Source organism: Sphingobium abikonense NBRC 16140, from assembly GCF_001598335.1.
In the GTDB taxonomy this organism is placed as follows: Bacteria; Pseudomonadota; Alphaproteobacteria; order Sphingomonadales; family Sphingomonadaceae; genus Sphingobium; species Sphingobium abikonense.
This window is the reverse complement of record NZ_BCYT01000006.1, coordinates 162,587-183,118: the sequence shown is the minus strand read 5'-3', so window position 1 is coordinate 183,118 and position 20,532 is coordinate 162,587. Positions and strand designations below refer to the sequence as shown.

General features: G+C 63.4%; 13 protein-coding genes. 11 read left to right on the top strand and 2 right to left on the bottom strand.

Translation table 11 applies throughout. The annotated features are described in order from the left end of the window. Nucleotides 1-301 precede the first annotated feature (301 nt). The 3 genes from SAB01S_RS09460 to SAB01S_RS09450 are packed head-to-tail and all read left to right on the top strand — an operon-like array spanning nucleotide 302 to nucleotide 5,941. The gene (locus SAB01S_RS09460; RefSeq protein ID WP_174525636.1) at nucleotides 302-1,432 is read left to right on the top strand and encodes an efflux RND transporter periplasmic adaptor subunit; all 1,131 of its coding nucleotides are present in this window, start codon (nucleotides 302-304) and stop codon (nucleotides 1,430-1,432) included. A 7-nt stretch (nucleotides 1,433-1,439) separates the two neighbouring features. Further along, complete coding sequence (locus SAB01S_RS09455; RefSeq protein ID WP_062732786.1) at nucleotides 1,440-4,580, top strand: efflux RND transporter permease subunit; 3,141 nt, start codon at nucleotides 1,440-1,442, stop codon at nucleotides 4,578-4,580. Beyond that, nucleotides 4,577-5,941: an efflux transporter outer membrane subunit gene (locus SAB01S_RS09450; RefSeq protein ID WP_062732785.1), complete on the top strand. Its 1,365-nt coding sequence runs from the start codon at nucleotides 4,577-4,579 to the stop codon at nucleotides 5,939-5,941. The genes SAB01S_RS09455 and SAB01S_RS09450 overlap by 4 nt, the downstream gene beginning before the upstream one ends. 252 nt (nucleotides 5,942-6,193) lie before the next feature. On the opposite strand, the gene SAB01S_RS18645 is transcribed toward SAB01S_RS09450, so the two are convergent. Both SAB01S_RS18645 and SAB01S_RS09445 read right to left on the bottom strand, forming a co-directional pair. Next, nucleotides 6,194-6,496, bottom strand: coding sequence for a hypothetical protein (locus SAB01S_RS18645; RefSeq protein ID WP_169802555.1), 303 nt, complete (start codon nucleotides 6,494-6,496; stop codon nucleotides 6,194-6,196). A 42-nt stretch (nucleotides 6,497-6,538) separates the two neighbouring features. Continuing rightward, complete coding sequence (locus tag SAB01S_RS09445) at nucleotides 6,539-8,032, bottom strand: MFS transporter (RefSeq protein WP_062732784.1); 1,494 nt, start codon at nucleotides 8,030-8,032, stop codon at nucleotides 6,539-6,541. A 235-nt stretch (nucleotides 8,033-8,267) separates the two neighbouring features. On the opposite strand from SAB01S_RS09445, the gene SAB01S_RS09440 reads away from it, so the two are divergent. The 8 genes from SAB01S_RS09440 to SAB01S_RS09405 all read left to right on the top strand — a co-directional run bounded on the left by SAB01S_RS09440 (nucleotide 8,268) and on the right by SAB01S_RS09405 (nucleotide 20,526). Next, nucleotides 8,268-10,229, top strand: coding sequence for a glycoside hydrolase family 127 protein (locus SAB01S_RS09440; RefSeq protein ID WP_062732783.1), 1,962 nt, complete (start codon nucleotides 8,268-8,270; stop codon nucleotides 10,227-10,229). Between the two features lie 134 nt (nucleotides 10,230-10,363). Continuing rightward, entirely contained in the window at nucleotides 10,364-12,523 is a 2,160-nt protein-coding gene (locus tag SAB01S_RS09435) for a catalase (RefSeq protein WP_062732782.1), read from the top strand. A 25-nt stretch (nucleotides 12,524-12,548) separates the two neighbouring features. Continuing rightward, on the top strand, nucleotides 12,549-13,088 hold the full coding sequence (locus tag SAB01S_RS09430; protein WP_062732781.1) for a hemerythrin domain-containing protein: 540 nt from the start codon (nucleotides 12,549-12,551) through the stop codon (nucleotides 13,086-13,088). A 191-nt stretch (nucleotides 13,089-13,279) separates the two neighbouring features. Continuing rightward, nucleotides 13,280-16,246: a TonB-dependent receptor gene (locus SAB01S_RS09425; RefSeq protein WP_062732780.1), complete on the top strand. Its 2,967-nt coding sequence runs from the start codon at nucleotides 13,280-13,282 to the stop codon at nucleotides 16,244-16,246. A 108-nt stretch (nucleotides 16,247-16,354) separates the two neighbouring features. Continuing rightward, the gene (locus SAB01S_RS09420; RefSeq protein ID WP_062732779.1) at nucleotides 16,355-17,077 is read left to right on the top strand and encodes a SapC family protein; all 723 of its coding nucleotides are present in this window, start codon (nucleotides 16,355-16,357) and stop codon (nucleotides 17,075-17,077) included. Further along, on the top strand, nucleotides 17,070-18,098 hold the full coding sequence (locus tag SAB01S_RS09415; RefSeq protein ID WP_062732778.1) for a cupin-like domain-containing protein: 1,029 nt from the start codon (nucleotides 17,070-17,072) through the stop codon (nucleotides 18,096-18,098). The genes SAB01S_RS09420 and SAB01S_RS09415 overlap by 8 nt, the downstream gene beginning before the upstream one ends. After that, nucleotides 18,095-19,597 (top strand): tryptophan halogenase family protein, encoded by a 1,503-nt coding sequence (locus SAB01S_RS09410; RefSeq protein WP_062732777.1) that lies wholly within the window; start codon nucleotides 18,095-18,097, stop codon nucleotides 19,595-19,597. Before SAB01S_RS09415 ends, SAB01S_RS09410 begins: the two co-directional genes overlap by 4 nt. Further along, complete coding sequence (locus tag SAB01S_RS09405) at nucleotides 19,594-20,526, top strand: glycoside hydrolase family 16 protein (RefSeq protein ID WP_062732776.1); 933 nt, start codon at nucleotides 19,594-19,596, stop codon at nucleotides 20,524-20,526. The genes SAB01S_RS09410 and SAB01S_RS09405 overlap by 4 nt, the downstream gene beginning before the upstream one ends. Nucleotides 20,527-20,532 lie beyond the last annotated feature (6 nt).

The following is a 20,532-nucleotide window of genomic DNA, read 5'->3' as shown; positions in this document are numbered from 1 at the left end:
GGGATACGAAGGGGCACGGGGCTGCAACAGTTGGAGCGCAAGCGAAAACAAGTCCCACTATGACGTGACGTGCAAACTCCCGAAGAGGATGCGGTCGGCCGACCCCCTGTGGCCGACGCAAAGCGGAGCTTCTGCGATGACCCCTCGCCGCTGATGCGGCCGGAAAAACCGAACGGACAGGCCTGATCGACCAGGCGCGCGCCCCCACCCTTCCCCCCTGCGCGCCCGATCATCCCCCTGTTTCCGACCGGCGGCATCGCAGGAGCCCGTAACGCCGATGCCAAGGAACGACAGCCGATCCATGCCGACCTCCGCACGATCCCATGGCCTTCGGGTCGCACCGATTGCCCTGATGATGATGCTGGCCGCATGCAGTCAGGAAAAGGCCCCGAAAAAGGGACCGGTGGAGGTCGGCGTGGTCACGCTGACGACGCAAAATGTGACGGTGGCCAGCGAACTGCCTGGCCGCACGGTGTCCACGCTGATGTCGCAAGTGCGGCCGCAAGTGTCTGGCATCATCCAGAAACGCCTCTTCACCGAAGGCGCGCTGGTGAGCGCCGGCCAGCCGCTCTACCAGATCGACCAGCGCCTTTATCGCGCATCGCGCGACGAGGCGCTCGCCACGCTTGCCAGCGCACAGGCCACCGCCGCCGCCGCGCAGGCCAAGGCGCAGCGTTATCGCAGTCTGGGCGACACCGAAGCAGTCAGCGCGCAGGACCGGGATGACGTGATCGCCACCGCGCGTCAGGCGCAGGCGGCGGTGCAGCAGGCGCGCGCCACGCTGCAGACAAGCAACGTCAATCTGGAATTCACGCTGGTGCGCGCGCCGATCAGCGGGCGCGCCGGCCGCACGCTTTTCACGCCCGGCGCGCTGGTCACTGCCAGCCAGGCCGATCCGCTGACCACGATCCAGCAACTGGACCCCATTTATGTCGATGTGACGCAATCCAGCGCGCAATTGCTGGCGCTGCGCCGGTCGTTAGCGTCGGGCAAGACGCTGCCCGCCAGCGCGACGATCCGGCTGAAACTGGACGATGGCAGCGACTATCCGCTGGAGGGCCGCATCGAATTCGCCGAACCGATCGTCGATCCCGACAGCGGCACGGTGACACTGCGCGCGCGCTTCCCCAATCCCGACGGCCTGCTGCTGCCCGGCATGTTCGTGCGCGTGGTCGCGCCGCAATCTGTCGTCCCCAACGCGATATTGGCGCCGCAGCAGGGGATTGCGCGCGACGCGAAGGGCAATGCGACCGCTCTGGTCGTCGCCGCGGACAACAAGGTTCAGCAGCGCACTGTGACGGCGGCGCAGGCGATCGGCGACAAATGGCTGATTACCGCAGGGTTGAAGGCGGGCGACCGGCTGATCGTCGAAGGCACGGACAAGGTGCAGCCCGACGCCTTGGTGAAGCCCGTGCCGGCCAGCGTGAAATAGGGCCGTCATGCTCAGTCGTTATTTCATCGACCGGCCGATCTTCGCCTGGGTCATCGCCATCGGCATCATGCTGGCGGGTTTGGGCGCGATGCTGTCGCTCCCCATCGCGCAATATCCCGACATTGCCCCGCCCGCCGTCGGCATCAGCGCCACCTATCCCGGCGCCAACGCCGAAACCGTGGAAACCAGCGTCACGCAGGTCATCGAGCAGCAGCTGACCGGCATTGACGGCCTCATGTATTTTTCGTCCTCCTCCACCAACAATGGGCAGGCGCGGATCACCGTCACCTTCCAGAAGGGCACCGACCCCGACACCGCGCAGGTGCAGGTACAGAACAAGGTGCAGCAAGCGCTCAGCCGCCTGCCCAATGCGGTGCAGCAACAGGGTCTGACCGTCACCAAGCAGCAGACCGACTTCCTGCTGGTCGTTGGCCTCTATGACGAAACCGACACGGTCACGCAGGCCGATGTCGCGGACTATCTGGTCAATAATTTCCAGGACCCGATCGCGCGGATCGACGGCATCGGCGCGACCCAGGTTTTTGGGTCGCAATATGCGATGCGCATCTGGCTCGATCCGTTCAAGCTGGCGACCGTCAAGCTGATGCCATCAGACGTGCAGAGCGCCATCCAGTCCCAGAATGTCGAGGTATCGGCGGGTCAGATCGGCGCTGATCCCGCACCCGAAGGCCAACAGCTGAACGCCACCGTCCGCGCGCGCTCGCGGCTGCAAACCCCCGAACAATTCCGCAATATCATTGTCAAGACGCAGTCGGACGGGTCGGTGATCCATCTGTCCGACGTGGCGCGGGTGGAACTGGGCAATGAAAGCTATACGACCTCGGCCCGGCTGAACGGTCATCCGGCATCCGGCATGGCATTGCAGCTGGCGCCGGGCGCGGATGCGCTCAAGACCGCTGAACTGGTGAAGGCCAAGGTCGCCGACCTGTCGGCCAACCTGCCCCATGGCTACAAGGTCGTCTATCCGCGCGACACCACGCCCTTCATCCAGCTGTCGGTCGACGAAGTCATCCACACGCTGATCGAGGCTGTGGTGCTCGTGGTCGTCGTGATGTTCCTGTTCCTGCAAAGCTGGCGCGCGACGCTGGTGCCCGCCATCGCCGTGCCGGTCGTATTGCTCGGCACCTTCGGCATCCTTGCCCTGTTCGGCTATTCCATCAACACGCTGACCCTGTTCGGCATGGTGCTTTCGATCGGCCTGCTGGTCGATGACGCCATTGTGGTGGTGGAAAATGTCGAGCGACTGATGGAGGAAGAAGGGCTTTCCCCGCGCGACGCGACCATCAAGTCGATGGGGGAAATTGGTGGCGCGCTAGTCGGCATCGCTCTGGTTCTGTCCGCCGTCCTGTTGCCCATGGCCTTTTTCGGCGGGTCGACCGGCGTCATTTATCGCCAGTTTTCCATCACCATCGTATCGTCAATGCTATTGTCAGTGCTGGTCGCGCTGATCCTGTCGCCAGCGCTGTGCGCCACCTTGCTCAAGGCGTCGGCGCATGACCAGCGGGGCCGCGGCTGGGCGGGCAAGTTCAACCGCTGGTTCGATCGCCTGACCCATGGCTATGTCCGCCGGACCGAGCAGGTGCTGGGCAAGCGCATGCTGTTCTGGGGCGCCTATGTAGTGATCCTGGCGGTGCTGGCGCTGCTGTTCACCCGCCTGCCCACCAGCTTCCTGCCGGTCGAGGATCAGGGACAGGTCATGGCGCAGGTGTCGCTGCCAGCCGGCGCGAAGTCCAGCCGCACGGCGGTCGCGGCCGAACAGCTGCGGCAATATTTCATGAATGACGAAAAGGACAATGTCGCCTTCGCCTTCATCCTCACCGGCTTCAGTTTCCAGGGTCAGGGGGAGAATGTGGCGCAGGGCTTCATCAACCTTGCCCCGTGGGATGATCGCAAGGGCAGCGCCAATTCCGCCAGCGCCATCGCCCAGCGTGCCAACAAACAGCTCGGCGCAATCCGCGATGCGAAGGTGCTGGCGATGACGCCGCCCGCCATTCGCGGTCTTGGCCAATCCAACGGCTTCACCTTCGAACTGCTCAACAGCGGTGGACTGAGCCGCGACCGGTTCCTGGCGCTGCGCAACCAGTTGATCGCCGCCGCCGCGAACGACCCGATCCTGTCGGGCGTGCGCGCCGCCACGCTGGAGGATACGCCGCAGCTTCAGGTCGATATCGACTCCGAAAAACTGGCGGTTTTGGGGCTCACCCAGTCCAGCGTCGACAATGTGCTCTCCTCCGCCTGGGGCAGCACTTATATCAATGACTTCATTGATCGCGGACGCGTGAAGCGCGTCTACATGCAGGCCGATGCCCCTTATCGCGCGCTGCCCGACGATCTCGACAAGTGGATGGTGCGCCAGAGCGCGACGGGTGAAATGGTGCCTTTTTCCGCCTTTGCCACGACCCATTGGGTGATGGGGCCGACGTCCGTGTCGCGGTTCAACGGTCTGTCGTCCTTCGAGATCCAGGGACAGGCCGCCGCAGGCGCGAGTTCGGGCGAGGCGATGGACCGGATCGTTGAACTGCAAAAGCAACTGCCTTCCGGCACCAGCTATGCGTGGAGCGGCCTATCCTATCAGGAACAGCTGTCGGGCGGGCAGGCGCCTTTGCTCTATGGCCTTTCGGTGCTCGTCGTCTTCCTCTGCCTTGCGGCCCTGTATGAAAGCTGGTCGATCCCGCTCGCGGTCCTGCTGGTCATCCCGCTGGGCCTTGTCGGCGCGGTCATCGCCGTCTGGGCACGGGGCCTGGAAAACAATATCTTCTTCCAGGTCGGTCTGCTCACGACCATGGGCCTAGCCGCCAAAAATGCCATCCTGATCGTCGAATTTGCCGAGCTTGCCCATCATCAGGGCAAAAATGCCTGGGACGCGGCGCTGGAAGCCGCGCGGTTGCGCTTTCGCCCGATCCTGATGACCAGCCTGGCCTTTATCGCGGGCGTGGTGCCGCTGGCGATAGCGACAGGGGCCGGCGCGCAAAGCCGCGTCGCCATCGGCACCGCGGTGATCGGCGGCATGACGACCGCGACGCTGCTGGCGATCTTCCTCGTACCCCTCTTCTTCGTCACGATCCTGCGCCTGTTCGGCAAGGACAAGCCCGCCGGCCCCGCCGCTGGAACGGAGGCCATGGCATGACCCGCGCCTTGTTCGGCATCACCACCCTTCTGCTGGCAGGATGTTCGATGACGCCCGCTTATAAGCGGCCGGCTGCGCCCATCCCTGCCGCCTTGCCGCAGGGCGAAGCCTATGCGCCCCAACCCGACGGAACGCGCGCGGGCCTTCCCTGGACGCAGCTGGTGCAGGACCCGCGCCTGCGTACCATCATCGACCGCGCGCTCGCCAATAATCGGGATTTGCGCGCCGCCATCGCCAATGTGCAGTCGGCCCGCGCACAGTATCGCGTCCAGCGCGCCGCGCAGCTGCCTACCGTCACGGCAGACGCAAGCGCCAGCATCAGCCAGCGCAATGACGCCCGGTTGGACAACTACAGCGCCGACATCGGCTTCAGCGCGTTCGAGATCGACCTGTTCGGCCGGGTCCGCAGCCTGACGCAGGCCGCGCTGGAATCCTATCTGGCGACGGAGGAAGGGGCGCGTTCGACCCGCATCGCGCTGATCGCGGAAACCGCCAGCGCCTATGCCACGCTGGCGGCGGATCGGGACCTGCTGGCGCTGGCGCGGCAGACGCAGGCCAGCGCGCAGCGAACACTAGACCTCACCCGGTCCCTGAACGCCGCCGGACTGGCCGGGAAGCTCGACGTGCATCAGGCCGAAACCATCGTGGAGCAAGCCGCATCCGATGTCGCCGCCACCGTGACGCAGGTAGCGCAGGACCGCAATGCACTGGACCTGCTGGTCGGTGCGCCGGTGGAGGACGCGCTGCTGCCCCAGTCGCTCGACAGCCTGATCCCCGGCATTGCGCGCGTGCCCGCCGGCCTGTCATCGGACATATTGCTCCAGCGACCCGATGTCCTTCAGGCCGAACATCAGCTAAAGGCCGCCAATGCCGATGTCGGCGCGGCGCGCGCGGCGATGTTCCCGACGATCAGCCTGACATCGGCGATCGGCGTGGCGAGCACCGCCTTGTCCTCGCTGTTCAGCGGAAACGCCTTTGGCTGGTCGGCCAGCCCGTCGGCCAGCCTGCCGATCTTCGGTGGTCCCAATCGCGGCAATCTGGACTATAGCAAGGCGCAGCGCGACCTGTATCTCGCGCAATATGAAAAGGCGATCCAGACGGCGTTTCAGGAAGTGGCGGACGGATTGGCGCGCGCCGGAACGATCGACGCGCAGCAGGCGGCGCAGCGGCGGCTCGTAACGGCGAATGCCCAGGCCTATGATCTCGCCGAACAGCGCTATCGCGCCGGGATCGACACCTTCCTGACGGCGCTCACCAGCCAGCGATCCCTCTATAATGCGCGGCAATCGGCGATTGCCACGGACCTGGCGCTCATCACCAACCGCATCCTGCTCTACCGCGTCATCGGCGCGGACCAGTAAATATCCGAGCGCCTGAAGCCAGCCAGGTCGAATGGTCTGTTTGTCAGTTGGCGGCGTTCATTCGATCATGCCACTCTGAAGATTGGGGCCTGGTTGATGCGATCCCGCATAAGGTTGCGCGTCCCGATCGCGCGGAAAGTCACCCATATCGTACTGTGCCGTATCATTTGCGTCGCGTCGCGCCCAATCTCTTTTCATCAGGGCGTCATATGATATCATCGAGCCATAAGAATGACGGAGAGGATCATGCTTTTAATGGCACGATTTCTGGATTGGCTCTTCGGGCTGTTCGCATCGGGCGCGCAGGATGCGCTGCGGATAAATCAATTGATTTGCCCATTTTCGCATCAGGGCGATGGATCGGACGGCAAGCGTCACTGACATTTCGCGCGAACCTAAGCTCCTAAAAAAACGGGCTGATCCGAAGACCAGCCCGTGAAAGTTTTTAGGAGAGGATGCCTGAAAGGCAGGTTGGTTTTCATCTAAAATGAATTTTACCGCAAGTGCGAAAGCTGTTTGGGCGGTTGCAAAATGTGCAATCGTAGCAAAGTGCAACCTTTTCCGTAGCGAAAAAGACGTCGGTATTTTCCGCCAGCCTCACCCGATTCGCGCTGTCCGCTCCGCACCGACTCGCAAGGATGCAGCCGCCGCGACCAATAGCGTGACGGCGGCAAACGCCATCGTCCAGATTGGCGCACCGGGGAAAAAGGCCTTCATGATCGACCCCATCACCGTCGCGACCAGCAGCTGGGGCAAGACGACGAAGATGTTGAACAGGCCCATGTAGATGCCGATCTTGGCCGCGGGCAGGCTGGACGCCAGCATGGCATAGGGCATAGCCAGAATGGACGCCCAGGCGATGCCGATGCCCACTTCGCTCAGCAGCAGCCAATGGGGATCGCGCACGAACAGGAAGCTCGCGAAACCGGAAGCGCCAGCGGTCAGGCACAGCGCGTGCGTATGGGCCTGGCCGATGCGCCGAGCGACCCAGGGCAGCAGCGTCAGCGCCGCCACCGCCGCCACGCCATTATAAACGGAAAACAGGACACCCACCCAGTTGCCGCCGGCCTGATAGGCGGCGCTCGCCGGATCGGCAGACCCGAACATATATTGGGCAACGACCGGGGTGGTATGGATCCACATGATGAACAGAGCCGACCAGCTGAAAAACTGGATGACCGCCAGCCGCCGCATGATCGGCGGCATGGCGGAAACGTCGCCCACGATATGCGCCAGCATAGTGTCGGCGCGCCCGGCGCGAGCCAGCGCGATCGCGGCCATGCTCGCAAAACCATAGCCCGCAAGTAACGCGGCGAGCAGATAGACTTCCTTTTCTATCCCCCACGCATAGACCAGCATGGCGATCATCAGTCCCGCGCCGACCCAGGCCCAGCAGGGGGCTATGCTGCGTCCGGCCAGATCGGGGGCGGCAGGCACATCGGCCCCGCCGTCAAAGCCACGCAATTGGTCGGGGGTGTATTCGCGCGTCGTCAGGACGGTCCAGAGCACAGCGCCGAACAGCGCCGCGCCCCCCGCCCAGAAGCTGTAGCGCACCGTGTCTGGCACCTCACCCGCCGCCGCGACATTGGAAACGCCCAGATGTTCGAGCGCATAGGGGAAAAGCGACCCCACCACCGCGCCGGTGCCGATGAACGCGGTCTGCACCGCATAACCCGCGACATGCTGGTCCTTGCGCAGCATGTCGCCGACAAAGGCGCGAAACGGCTCCATCGAGATATTGAGGCTGGCGTCCAGCATCCACAGCAGAAGGGCGGCCATCATCAAGCCGTGGCTTTGCGGCATCGCCAGCAGCGCGATTGCGGCCAAAATCGCGCCGGCCAGAAAATAGGGCCGCCGCCGCCCCAGTCTTCCCAACCAGGTGCGGTCCGACAAGTGGCCGATCACCGGCTGCACCAGCAGCCCTGTCAGTGGCGCGGCGACCCACAAAGCGGACAGATCATCGATGCTGGACCCCAGTGACTGGAAGACGCGGCTCATATTGGCATTTTGCAGGGCAAAGCCGATCTGGATGCCGAAAAACCCGAAGCTGATATTCCACAGCCCGGCAAAGCCCTGACGCGGCTTGTCCATGCCTTTCCCTTCCCGTCCCTTCGCGGCCGGCCTTGCGCCGCCTGCGCCAACCCCAGGCGCTGGCACGGGCGATCACGGGACACAAGGACGCATACGAATACATCGGGCCATTGAGCGGGTCGCTCCCATCCGATTGAGCGCCGCTGTGCCACCGCCGAAGCCTTGTATTATGTATGAGTAATGCGTTAGTGTTGTTCCAAGGCCGCACCACGCGCCCGCCAGAAGGAGAGTTTCCGTGCCCAAGACCCCATGCTGTGCCGGCCCGTCGCGGCGCGACCTTCTGGGCGGCGCTGGCGCGGCGGCCGTCATGGCTGGCGCGGGAACAATGGTCTGGCCAGCATTCGCCCTTGGGCTAACCGCGCCCGCCCCACCGGCGCGCCCCGCCCGCCTCAAGCCTTTCGACATAGCCAATGTCACGTTGACCGATGGGCCGTTCCTCCATGCCCAGCGCATGACGGAGGCCTATCTGTTGCGGCTGGCGCCCGACCGGATGCTGCATAATTTCAGAATCAACGCCGGCTTGAAGCCCAAGGCGCCGGTCTATGGCGGATGGGAATCCGAGCCGACCTGGGCAGAGATTAATTGCCACGGGCATACGCTAGGCCATTATCTGTCCGCCTGCGCCCTGGCCTATCGCTCGACGCAGGACCGCCGCTTCAAACAGCGCATCGACTATATCGCCAGCGAATTGGCCGCCTGTCAGGATGCGGCACGGTCGGGCCTGGTATGTGCCTTTCCCGACGGCCCTGCCCTGGTCGCGCGGCACATCAATGGCGAACCGATTACCGGTGTGCCCTGGTACACGCTGCACAAAATTTATGCCGGGTTGCGCGACGCGGCGCTCCTTGCCGACAGCAGGGAGGCCCGCGATGTCCTCTTGCGCCTGGCCGACTGGGGTGTCGTTGCAACACGCCCGCTAAGCGACGCGCAGTTCGAAGCAATGCTGGCGACCGAACATGGCGGCATGAACGAAATCTATGCCGATCTATACGCCATGACCGGGACAGAGGCGTATCGCACGCTCGCGCAGCGTTTCTCGCACAAGGCGGTGATGGAGCCGCTGGTTGCGGGCAAGGACTTGCTCGACGGCATGCACGCCAATACGCAGGTGCCCAAGATCGTCGGATTCCAGCGCGTCTATGAGGAAACGGGCGACGATCGCTATGCCAAGGCGGCCGACTTCTTCTTTCGCACCGTCGCCCATACCCGATCCTTTGCCACGGGTGGACATGGCGACAATGAACATTTCTTTGCCATGGCCGACTTTGAAAGCCACGTCTTTTCGGCCAAGGGTTCCGAAACCTGCTGCCAGCATAACATGCTCAAACTGGCCCGCCTGCTGTTCATGCAGAACCCGCAGGCCGACTATGCCGATTATTATGAGCGCACGCTCTACAACGGTATCCTCGCCTCGCAGGACCCCGACAGCGGCATGGCCACCTATTTCCAGGGCGCGCGGCCGGGATATATGAAGCTCTACCACACGCCCGAGGACAGTTTCTGGTGCTGCACCGGCACGGGCATGGAAAATCACGTCAAATATCGCGATTCCATTTATTTCCATGATGATCGATCGCTTTATGTCAGCCTGTTCGTGCCCTCCTCCGTCCGGTGGGCGGACAAGGGTGCCCAGCTGGAGCAGACGACGTCCTTCCCCGAAACGCCAACGACCAACCTGCGATGGACGCTGCGCGCGCCGGTCGAGATCGCGTTGCAGCTGCGCCATCCGCGCTGGAGCCGCACGGCCATGGTGCGCGTGAACGGCCGGGAGGTCCTGCGATCGACCGCGCCGGGACGCTTCCTGGAGGTTGCGCGGCTGTGGCGGGATGGCGACCGGGTCGAACTTATCCTCGACATGATGCCGGCGGTCGAACGCGCACCGGCCGCGCCGGATATCGTCGCCTTCACCTACGGTCCGCTGGTCCTGGCTGGCGCGCTCGGCCGGCAGGGGCTTGAACCCGGCGCCGACATCATCGTCAACGAACGCAAATATGGTGACTATAATGATGGGGCCGTAGCCGTGCCCGATATTGCTGGCGATCCCGAGCGACTGGCCGAGCAGGTCAAGCCCGGTGGCGGTCCGCTGGAATTCACGATCCCGGCGGCCGATGGCGCGCCGGTGCGCCTGATCCCCTATTACCGCATCGCCCATGAACGCTACGCAACCTATTGGAAGGTGCAGCCAGTCACCGCCTGACCGCATCGCCTGAGCGTCTCGGCCAGGACAATCGTCCTAACCTCCATCAATATCGCCGTATCTGTCGGAAACATCGGTCATCGCGGGTTGTTCGTGGTCGCAGGGTCATCACGACCGACAGGAGATCGATTTCCATGGCGACGAACACAGGCAGCAATGCAGTCCCCACCGGTAACAAGGGGAAGGATGCCGCGCCCGATCAGTCGGACAGCTACCAGGAAAAGCAGGGACAGGGCGGCGAAACCCGCCAGAGCGTTCGGGACGACGGCGCGACACTCACCACGTCGCAAGGGGTTCCAGTCGCGGACGACCAGAACAGCCTGAAACAGGGTGCGCGCGGCCCGACGCTGCTGGAGGATTTTCACTTTCGCGAAAAAATCTTCCATTTCGATCATGAGCGGATTCCCGAGCGCGTCGTCCATGCCCGCGGCTATGGCGCGCATGGCTATTTCGAACTGACCGAAAGCCTGTCCGACGTCACCCGCGCCGATATTTTCCAGCGCGTCGGCGAAAAGACCGAGGCCTTTGTGCGCTTTTCCACCGTCGCAGGGTCAAAAGGGTCGCCAGACGTGGCCCGCGACGTGCGCGGCTTCGCCGTCAAACTTTATACCAGGGAAGGCAATTGGGACATTGTCGGCAATAATATCCCGGTCTTCTTCATCCAGGACGCGATCAAATTCCCCGACCTGATCCACGCCGCCAAGCCCGCGCCCGATCGCGGCTTTCCGCAGGCGCAGACCGCCCATGACAATTTCTGGGACTTCATCAGCCTCAGCCCCGAAAGCATGCACATGGTCATGTGGATCATGTCGGACCGGACGATCCCGCGCTCCTTCCGCATGATGGAGGGCTTTGGCGTCCACACCTTCCGTCTGGTCGATGCCGACGGCCAATCCTCCTATGTCAAATTCCACTGGAAGCCCAAGCTCGGCCTTCAGTCGGTGGTCTGGAACGAGGCGGTCAAGCTGAACGGCGCTGACCCAGATTTCCATCGCCGCGACCTGTGGGACGCAATTGACGCCGGGGATTTCCCGGAATGGGAGTTGGGCGTCCAGATTTTCGATCAGGACTTTGCCGACAATTTCGACTTTGACGTGCTCGATGCGACCAAGATCATTCCGGAGGAACTGGTGCCGGTGCGGATCGTCGGCCGCCTGGTCCTCGACCGGCTGGTGGACAATTTCTTCGCCACCACCGAACAGGTCGCCTTCTGCACGCAAAATATCGTGCCTGGAATCGACTTCACCAATGACCCGCTGCTCCAGGGCCGCAATTTCTCCTATCTCGACACGCAATTGAAGCGACTGGGCTCACCCAACTTCACGCACCTGCCGGTCAACGCGCCGCGCTGTCCCTTCGCCCATTTCCAGCAGGACGGGCACATGGCCATGCATAATCCCGCCGGCCGCGCCAACTATGAGCCCAATAGCTGGGGCCCCGCGCAGGGCGGACCGCGCGAATACCCGGCGCGCGGCTTCACCAGCGTGGCTGCCAGGCCCGATGGCGACAAGCTGCGCATCCGCCCGGAAAGTTTCGCCGACCATTACAGCCAAGCGCGGCAATTCTACGTCAGCCAGACGGCGATCGAACAAAAACATATCGGCGACGCGCTGGTGTTTGAATTATCGAAAGTGGAACGGCCCGACATCCGATCGCGCATGCTGTCGCATCTGATGCATATCGACGATGGCCTTGCCGATACGGTCGCCAACGGGCTTGGCCTCGCCTTGCCCGAAAAGGCCAAGGCTGCCGTTGCGCCCAAAACCGACCTGCCGCCGTCCGACGCGCTCAGCATCGTCAAGAACGGCCCGCAGACATTCGCCGGCCGTAAGCTTGGCCTGCTGGTGAGCGATGGCGCGGACGCGGGACTTGTGAAGGCGCTGATGGATGCAGTGAAGGCGGCGGACGCCCTGTGCGAAGTGATCGCCCCCAAAATTGGCGGCGCGACGCTGAGCGATGGCACACTGCTCCTCGCCCAGCAGAAGATCGATGGCGGACCCTCCGTCCTGTATGATGCGGTCGCGGTGATCCTGTCGGACGAAGGCGCGCGCCTGCTGTCGAAGGACGCGCCGTCCAAGGACTTCGTTGCCGACGCCTTTGCCCATTGCAAATTTATGGGCCTGTCGCCCCAAACCAGGCCACTGCTGGTCAAGGCCGGGATAGCGGACGATCTGGACGATGGCTGCATGGGCCTTGAATCCGCCGACGATGCCAAGGCCTTTGTCGCCGCGCTGGGACCGCTGCGCTTCTGGGACCGCGAAGCCAAGGTCGACCTCGACGCCATGACAAGCTGAAACGCCAACGCAAAGGAGGAATATCATGTCCATCATCGACAAGGTCGTTGCGGCGGTGACGCCGCCCGAAAGCGAAGAAGCGCGCGTGAAGGCGCGGCAGGATGCCGAGGCGGTCGCTCGTCCCGGCGACTGGCTGTCGCAGATCCTCGACCATCATCGACAGATCGAGGCGCTCTTCGCAGCGGTCAAAGCCGCCGCGACACCGTCGGCGCGGCGCGACGCGCAAAGGCGCCTTGCCCTTGGCCTCATCGGTCATTCCATTGCGGAAGAAGCGGCAATCTACCCGGCGCTCGCTGCCGACAAGCAGGTCGGCCATGCCGAACTGGCCTATCAGGAGCAATCCGCCGCGAAGATGGAAATGGGCCTGCTCGAACGGCTCGATCCGATGAGCCAGGACTATCTCGACAAGCTGGAGCATATTCGCGGCGCGGTTGCCCATCATGTCTATTCCGAGGAAGGCACATGGTTCCTGGAACTGGCGAAGGATGCTTCGCCCGAAGAACAGGCAATGATCACCGAGCGATACCGCGAGGAATTTGATCGATACGCCATGTCGCCGGCCTGACGGCTATAGCATAGCATGATAACCACGGGGCGGCCCAACCATGACGGTGGGCCGCCCCACATTTGGTTCTGAAAAATTGCAGCCCGCCCTGCCCCAAGCCTCCCCGCCGCTTGACCAAGTGAACGTTATCAAATAGGTGAACGTTCACAACAACGCACCAGATGCCGAGTCGCGGCACGGGGAGGGGATATATGCGCATTTCCAAAGCACATCGTGTGTCGGCTTTTGTCTGTGGCGCGTCGGCCATGGCCATGGCGTTCAGCAGCCAGTCGGCGCTGGCGCAGGACGCGGCGATGGACGACCAGCCCGCCGAAATCGTCGTCACCGGCATCCGCGCCAGCCTGTCCGCCGCGCGGGATATCAAACGCGACGCGCAGGGCGTGGTCGATGCAATTTCAGCCGAGGATATCGGCAAATTTCCGGACACCAACCTGGCGGAATCGCTTCAGCGCATTACCGGCGTGTCGATTGACCGCTCCAATGGCGAAGGGTCTACCGTCACCGTTCGCGGCTTCGGCCCGGAATTCAACCTGGTGCTGCTGAACGGCCGCCAGATGCCGACATCCAGCCTGGGCGACGGCGCCAGCGCGCCCGCCAGCCGCTCCTTCGACTTCGCCAATCTGGCGTCGGAAGGCGTCGCGGGCGTCGAAGTCTACAAGTCCGGCCGCGCAACGCTCCCGACCGGCGGCATCGGCTCGACCATCAATATCAAGACCCCCCGTCCGCTCGATCGTCCCGGCCTGCGCGGCAGTTTCGCGGTGAAGGGCGTCTATGACAGCTCGCGCAACAACAGCGACCCGATCACGCCTGAATTGTCCGGCATCATTTCCGATACCTTTGCCGATGGCCTGTTCGGCATCGCCGTCACGGGTTCGTGGCAAAAGCGCAAGGCTAGCGTGAACCAAGCCAATGTCGGCTGGCGCGACGGCTATCTGGGGTCTGAAAATAACTGGGGCTCGCTGCCGATGGAGGGCGATCCGCGCTTCGCCAATATCGAAAATCGTCCCGGCCCCAACGATGTCTATCAGGTCCAGCAAAATGCCAGCTATGACCTCAACGACATCAGCCGCGAGCGCCTGAACGGGCAGGTCGTGCTTCAGGTCCGCCCGGCGGAAAATCTGACCGCGACGATCGACTATACCTATTCGCGCAACACCGTTCAGGTGCGCAATTCCAACGTCGGCATCTGGTTCAACTTCAACGATGTGTCGAGCAGCTGGACCGACGGTCCGGTCGCCGGTCCCAATTTCTACACCGAGCGCTTCGGCGTCAATGAGGGCAAGGACCTGTCCTATTCGGGATCGCTGACCGAAAACCGGTCTGAAAACAAATCGCTGGGCGGCAATATCGCCTGGGACGGCCCCGGCGGCCTGCGCCTGGAACTGGACGCGCATCATTCGACCGCAGAGTCCGGCGCGAACAATCCCTATGGCACCAGCACCTCGGTCGGCACCGCCATTTTCGGCGTCGCCAGCCAGACGGTCGATTATACCAAGGATCTGCCTGTCATTTCCGTCACCATGCATGACGGTATCGACCCGCTGGACGCCAGCAATATCCAGGCGACCGGCAATGCGTTCCGCAACGCCTATTTCAAGGATCGCATCAACGAAGCGCAGCTGCGCGGCAGCTATGATTTCGATAACTCGATCCTCGACAGCCTCGATTTCGGCGTGACCTATATCGAGAACAAGGTGCGTTCGGCCTATGGCTATATCCAGAACGACACCTGGGCCGGTTCCACCACCAAGGAACAGATGCCCGATGACCTTTTCACGCTGACCAGCATCCCCGACAAGTTCAAGGGTGTGTCGGGTGCCGGCGACCCGGCGATGATCCAGCAATTCTACACCTTCAACTTCGAAAAAATGGTGTCGTTCCTCGACGATCTGAACGGCATCTGCGGCGGCGACGGCAATTGCCTCTCCACCTTCACCGTCGACCGCCGCATTCGCGAACGCACCGTCGCCCCCTATATTCAGGGCAATTTCGAATTCGACGTCGCCAATCGCCCGGCCCATTTCCGCGCCGGCCTGCGCTATGAAAAGACCAAGATCAAATCATCGGCGCTGGTGCCGGTGCCGACGGCAACCGAATGGGTTTCGATCAACGAATTCAATCTGGTCTTTGGCGGCGGCAGCGATTTCACCACCTTCCGGGGCGATTACGACAATTGGCTGCCCGCCTTCGACGTCGATTTCGAACCGATCGACAATGTGAAGCTGCGCGCCAGCTACAGCCATACCATCACCCGGCCCGACTATGCCTCGATGCAGGGCGGCCAGACGCTCGACCAGCTGTTCCGCATCGGCGGCGGCACCGGCGCGCGCGGCAATCCGGGCCTGCTGCCCTACAAGTCCAAGAATATCGACCTGTCGGCCGAATGGTATTATGCCCCGGCCAGCTATCTGTCGGTCGGCTTCTTCGACAAGCGGGTCAGCAACTTCATTTCCAGCACGCGGGTCGATACCGACGCCTTCGGCCTCACCAACCCGGCAGACGGTCCGCGCTATCAGGCGGCGGTCGCGGCGCTTGGCGCCGGCGCCAGCACGACGGCGATCCGCAACTATATCTTCGCCAACTATCCCTCGTCGGTGGAAATCCAGAGCTTCGACCCTGTCACCGGCAATTATACCGGCAAGATACTTGGCCTGCCCGAGGATAATCCGGTAAACTTCCAGGTCACGACCCCGATCAATTCGGATCAGACCGCCCATCTCTATGGCTTTGAATTCGCGATCCAGCATAATTTCTGGGACACGGGCTTTGGCACCATCCTCAACTATACCATCGTCCGGGGCGACGCGACCTACGACAACAGCCAGCCGTCCAGCGTCGCACAATTTGCGCTGACCGGTTTGTCCGACAGCGCCAACGCCGTCCTTTTCTATGACAAGAACGGCATTCAGGCGCGTGTCGCCTATAACTGGCGCGACGAGTTCCTGTCGGGCACGGGTCCCAACCCCTATTATGTCGAAGCCTATGGTCAGGTCGACGCCAGTGCGAGCTGGGAATTCAAGAAGGGCTACACCGCCTTTGTCGAGGCGATCAACCTTACCGGGTCCAGCCGCCGCGGCCATCTGCGCAGTGACCAGAATGTCTTCTTCGCCTCGCCGGGCTATGCCCGCTATGGCGCGGGCATTCGCGTCAATTTCTGACGCGGCTTGATCGCCGTCCCGCCTGATGGGACAAGACCGCGCCGGACATTGCGCCCGGCGCGGCCTTGCCATCGGGGCAGGCCCGAGCATTGGAGCGTCCCGTCCGTCATGAGCCAGCATCAGCTTCTCGACTCCCTCAACCATCGCGACCTGCGCGTGCGCACCGACAGCGCGACTGAGCTGGGGGATGCTGTCATGGCCTGCCTGCTGATGCCCGTCGAATTCCGGCAGGCGCAGGCGCATTTCCCCATCCTCTTCCGCCGCGATCAGGCGAGCGGCGCCTTCAGCGCCGTCGCGCTGTTCGGATTTGACAATGGCGAAAACCTCTTCCTTGAGGACGGCCACTGGGACGCGGGCTACAAGCCGCTGGCCCAGGCGGTGCAGCCCTTCCTGATCGGGCGGAGCGCGGATGGCCAGGCGGGCGGTCAGGTCCATGTCGACATGGCCAGTCCGCGCATTCTGCGCGGCGGCGAGGATGGCGAGGCGCTGTTTGACGCCGCCGGCAAGCCCAGCCCCTATCTGGACCTCATCGCCCAACGCCTGGGCGATCTTGACGCGGCCTATCGCGCCAGTGCGGACTTTTTTGCCGCGCTCGCGCGGCATGACCTGCTCGAACCCTTCACCATCGACGTGCCGCTGATCGACGGATCGAACAATAGCCTCGTTGGCTTTCACATCGTCAATGAAGACCGGCTTCAGGCGCTCGACGGCGATGCGCTCGCCGACCTGCATGGCGCGGGGCATCTGATGCCGCTGTTCATGGCGGTGGCGTCCGTCGCGCAGTTCAGCGAACTGGTCGCCCGCAAGAACCGCCGGATCGCCCATGGCTGAACCCGCCCCCGCCACCCTTCCCCCGGTGCGGGAGTTGATGGTGACGGACGCGGCGGCGTTCGACGCGCTGCTCGCCAGCGAAGAAACGCCCTTTATCGTGCGCGGGCTGGTTGCCGACTGGCCGCTGGTGCAGGCGGCGCGGAAGGGCGACCGGGCGGTGCGCGCCTATCTGGCGGACAAGGCCCGCCCGATCGACTTCACGGTGTCGATGGCCGGCCCCGACATTGGCGGGCGTCTGTTTTACGACGATGCGATGGGCGTCAATTTCCGCATGGGCAAGGGCCGCCTGCCCGACATTTTCGCTGGTTTCGACAAGGCTGAGGGGTTGGAGCCCGATCAGGTGCCGACTGTCTATCTGGGCTCGGTCGACGTCCATCAGTTTTTCGACGGCGTCGCGCAGGATAACCCGCTGGACCTTGGCGAACGCGCGCCCCTCCTGTCGCTGTGGATCGGCAATGCGACGCGCATTGCGGCGCATAACGACTTTCCCGACAATCTGGCCTGCGTGGTGGCGGGGCGGCGGCGTTTCACCCTGTTCCCTCCCGACCAGTTCGCCAATCTCTATCTCGGCCCGATTGACATCACCCCGGCCGGGCGGCCCATTTCCATGGTGGATTTCGCCGCGCCCGACTTCACCCGTCATCCCCGTTTTCGCGAGGCGCTCGGCCAGGCGCAGGTCGCCGAGCTGGAGCCTGGCGACGCGCTCTTCATCCCGTCACTCTGGTATCATCATGTCGAAGGGCTGGCGCGGTTCAACATATTGATGAACTATTGGTGGCGCGACACACCCCGCTATCTGGGCCAGCCCAATAATGCGCTGCACCATGCGATCATGACGATCCGCGACCTACCCGATCATGAACGCGCCATCTGGCGCGCCATGTTCGACCATTATGTCTTTTCCGGCGGCGCGGACGCGCGCGACCATGTTCTTGCGCAGGGTCAGGGCGTACTTGCCCCGCTCGACGCGCAGTCCGCCGCCCGCATGCACCAGTTTCTGTTGAGGAGCCTGTCGCAATGAAACAGCCGTCCCTCCCCCGCCGCATCATCGTCGCCGGTGGCGGCACCGCCGGCTGGATGACCGCCGCCGCGCTGGCCCGCACGCTGGGTCCGGTGGCGCAGGTTACGCTCATTGAAAGCGAACAGATCGGCACGATCGGCGTGGGCGAAAGCACCATTCCGCCGCTCGTCGCCTATAATCGCATATTGGGCATCGACGAAGCCGATTTCATGCGCGCGACCCAGGCGACCTTCAAGCTGGGCATCCAGTTCGAAAACTGGCGCGTGCCTGGCGAAAGCTATTTCCACAGCTTCGGCGGCACCGGCAAGGATCACTGGTCGGCGGGCTTCCAGCATTTCTGGATGCATGGCGCGGCGCAGGGCCATGACGCGCCCTATGACGATTATTGTTTGGAATTGAAGGCGGCGATGGCGGGGCGTTTCGCGCACCTGCCCGACGACCGGATGAACTACGCCTATCATCTCGACTCCGGCCTTTATGCCAAATTCCTGCGCGCCATGGCCGAAGGCGACGGCGCGACCCGGATCGAAGGACGCATCGTCGCGGTCGATCTGGATGGCGCAAGCGGCGATATCGCGGCGTTGCGGCTGGACGGCGACCGGCGGATCGAAGGCGACCTGTTCATTGACTGCACCGGATTTCGCGCGCTGCTGATCGAAGGGGCGCTTCATGCCGACTATGACGACTGGACCCATTGGCTGCCCTGCGACGGCGCGGTCGCGGTCCAGACCGCCAGCGTGCGCGCACCCGTACCCTATACCCGCGCGATCGCGCATGACGCGGGCTGGCAATGGCGCATCCCGCTCCAGCATCGCCAGGGCAATGGCATCGTTTATTGCAGCGCCTTCATGGAGCCGCAGGCGGCGCAGGACCAGCTGCTCGCCACGGTCGAGGGCGACCGTCTGGTGCAGCCCAACCCCATCCGCTTCCGCACTGGCGCACGGCGGCGGCAGTGGCATCGCAACTGCGTCGCGGTGGGCCTTTCGGGGGGCTTTATGGAACCGCTTGAATCCACCTCCATCCACCTCATTCAGCGTGCCGTGCTGCGCATCCTGCGCATGCTGCCCGCCGGCGCCATCAGCCCGCGCGACATTGCCGAATTCAACGATCAGCAAATGGCGGACATGGAGCAGATCCGCGACTTCCTGATCCTGCATTACAAGGCGACCGACCGCCGCGACACGCCCTTCTGGCGGCACTGCGCGTCCATGGCCGTGCCCGACAGCCTGACGCACAAGATGGAGCTGTTCCGCGAAACCGGCCGGGTCTTTCGCAAGAATGAGGAATTATTCGCGGAAAACAGCTGGGTGCAGGTGATGATGGGGCAGGGCATCAGGCCGCAAAGCTACCACCCAGTCGCCGCAAAGCTGCGCCCGCAGGAACTGGAGCATCTGCTCACCACGCTGCGCGATCAGGTGTCGCGCACCGTCGCCGCGCTCCCCGACCATGGCGCCTATGTCGCGCGCTATTGCGGCGCGCAGGATGTGGCGGCGGCATGATGAAGTGCGCGCTCTTCCTTCTGGCGGCCCTCGCATCCGCCCCCGCCGCCGCCGAACCGCCAAAGGACCCTGCCGGCTGGTCGCTCGTCTGGTCGGACGAATTTGACGGCGCGTCGCTCGACGCCGCCAAATGGAAACTTGCCGACAATTGTTGGGGCGGCGGCAATGAGGAACGGCAATGCTATACGCCCTCGCCCGCCAATCATCGCGTCGCAGATGGCTTGCTGTCGATCATCGCCCGGCGCGAAACGCATAGCGGCCCCGCCTTTCCGCCCGACCAGCGCACCACGCCGGAGAAACGGCAGGCGACCAACACAAAGCCTTTCACCTCCGCCCGCCTGTCCACCGATGGCAAGGCCGGCTGGCTTTATGGCAAGGTGCAGGTGCGCGCCAAATTGCCACAGGGTCAGGGCACATGGCCCGCCATCTGGATGCTGCCGGAAGGCTGGGACTATGGCGCGTGGGCGGCATCGGGCGAAATCGACATCATGGAGGCGGTCAATCTCGGCACGCCCTGCCCCACCTGTGCGGGCGGGACGGAAAACCGCGTGCTCGGCACCATCCATTTTGGCGGACAACCGCCGCGCAACCGCTATATCGGCGATGAAACCGCCATCCCCGGCGCGCTCGATGATTTTCACGTCTATGAAGTCGAATGGGATGCCGATGGCATGACCTGGCGCGTAGACGGCGTCGATTATGCCCGGCGCGCACCGCATGAATGGCACAGCCTTGGCTCCGATGCGCCCGGCGCGCCCTTTGACCGGCCGTTCCACCTGATCCTCAATCTTGCCATTGGCGGTCACTTGCCCGAAGGACGCAATGACGGGGGCGTCGACAGCGGCGGTTTTCCCAAGATGATGCAGGTCGACTGGGTACGCGTGTGGCAGAAAGACGCGCGCGCCAAGACGCCGGACGGGGGGCGATAGGGCATT

What these genes read in the sequence shown, in the direction of transcription:
- SAB01S_RS09410 (WP_062732777.1), top strand. Translation starts at nt 18,095, where the DNA reads ATGAAACAGCCGTCCCTCCCCCGCCGCATCATCGTCGCCGGTGGCGGC.
- SAB01S_RS09420 (WP_062732779.1), top strand. Translation starts at nt 16,355, where the DNA reads ATGAGCCAGCATCAGCTTCTCGACTCCCTCAACCATCGCGACCTGCGC.
- SAB01S_RS09445 (WP_062732784.1), bottom strand. Translation starts at nt 8,032, where the DNA reads ATGGACAAGCCGCGTCAGGGCTTTGCCGGGCTGTGGAATATCAGCTTC.
- SAB01S_RS09405 (WP_062732776.1), top strand. Translation starts at nt 19,594, where the DNA reads ATGATGAAGTGCGCGCTCTTCCTTCTGGCGGCCCTCGCATCCGCCCCC.
- SAB01S_RS09450 (WP_062732785.1), top strand. Translation starts at nt 4,577, where the DNA reads ATGACCCGCGCCTTGTTCGGCATCACCACCCTTCTGCTGGCAGGATGT.
- SAB01S_RS09415 (WP_062732778.1), top strand. Translation starts at nt 17,070, where the DNA reads ATGGCTGAACCCGCCCCCGCCACCCTTCCCCCGGTGCGGGAGTTGATG.
- SAB01S_RS09455 (WP_062732786.1), top strand. Translation starts at nt 1,440, where the DNA reads ATGCTCAGTCGTTATTTCATCGACCGGCCGATCTTCGCCTGGGTCATC.
- SAB01S_RS09435 (WP_062732782.1), top strand. Translation starts at nt 10,364, where the DNA reads ATGGCGACGAACACAGGCAGCAATGCAGTCCCCACCGGTAACAAGGGG.
- SAB01S_RS09460 (WP_174525636.1), top strand. Translation starts at nt 302, where the DNA reads ATGCCGACCTCCGCACGATCCCATGGCCTTCGGGTCGCACCGATTGCC.
- SAB01S_RS09425 (WP_062732780.1), top strand. Translation starts at nt 13,280, where the DNA reads ATGCGCATTTCCAAAGCACATCGTGTGTCGGCTTTTGTCTGTGGCGCG.
- SAB01S_RS09430 (WP_062732781.1), top strand. Translation starts at nt 12,549, where the DNA reads ATGTCCATCATCGACAAGGTCGTTGCGGCGGTGACGCCGCCCGAAAGC.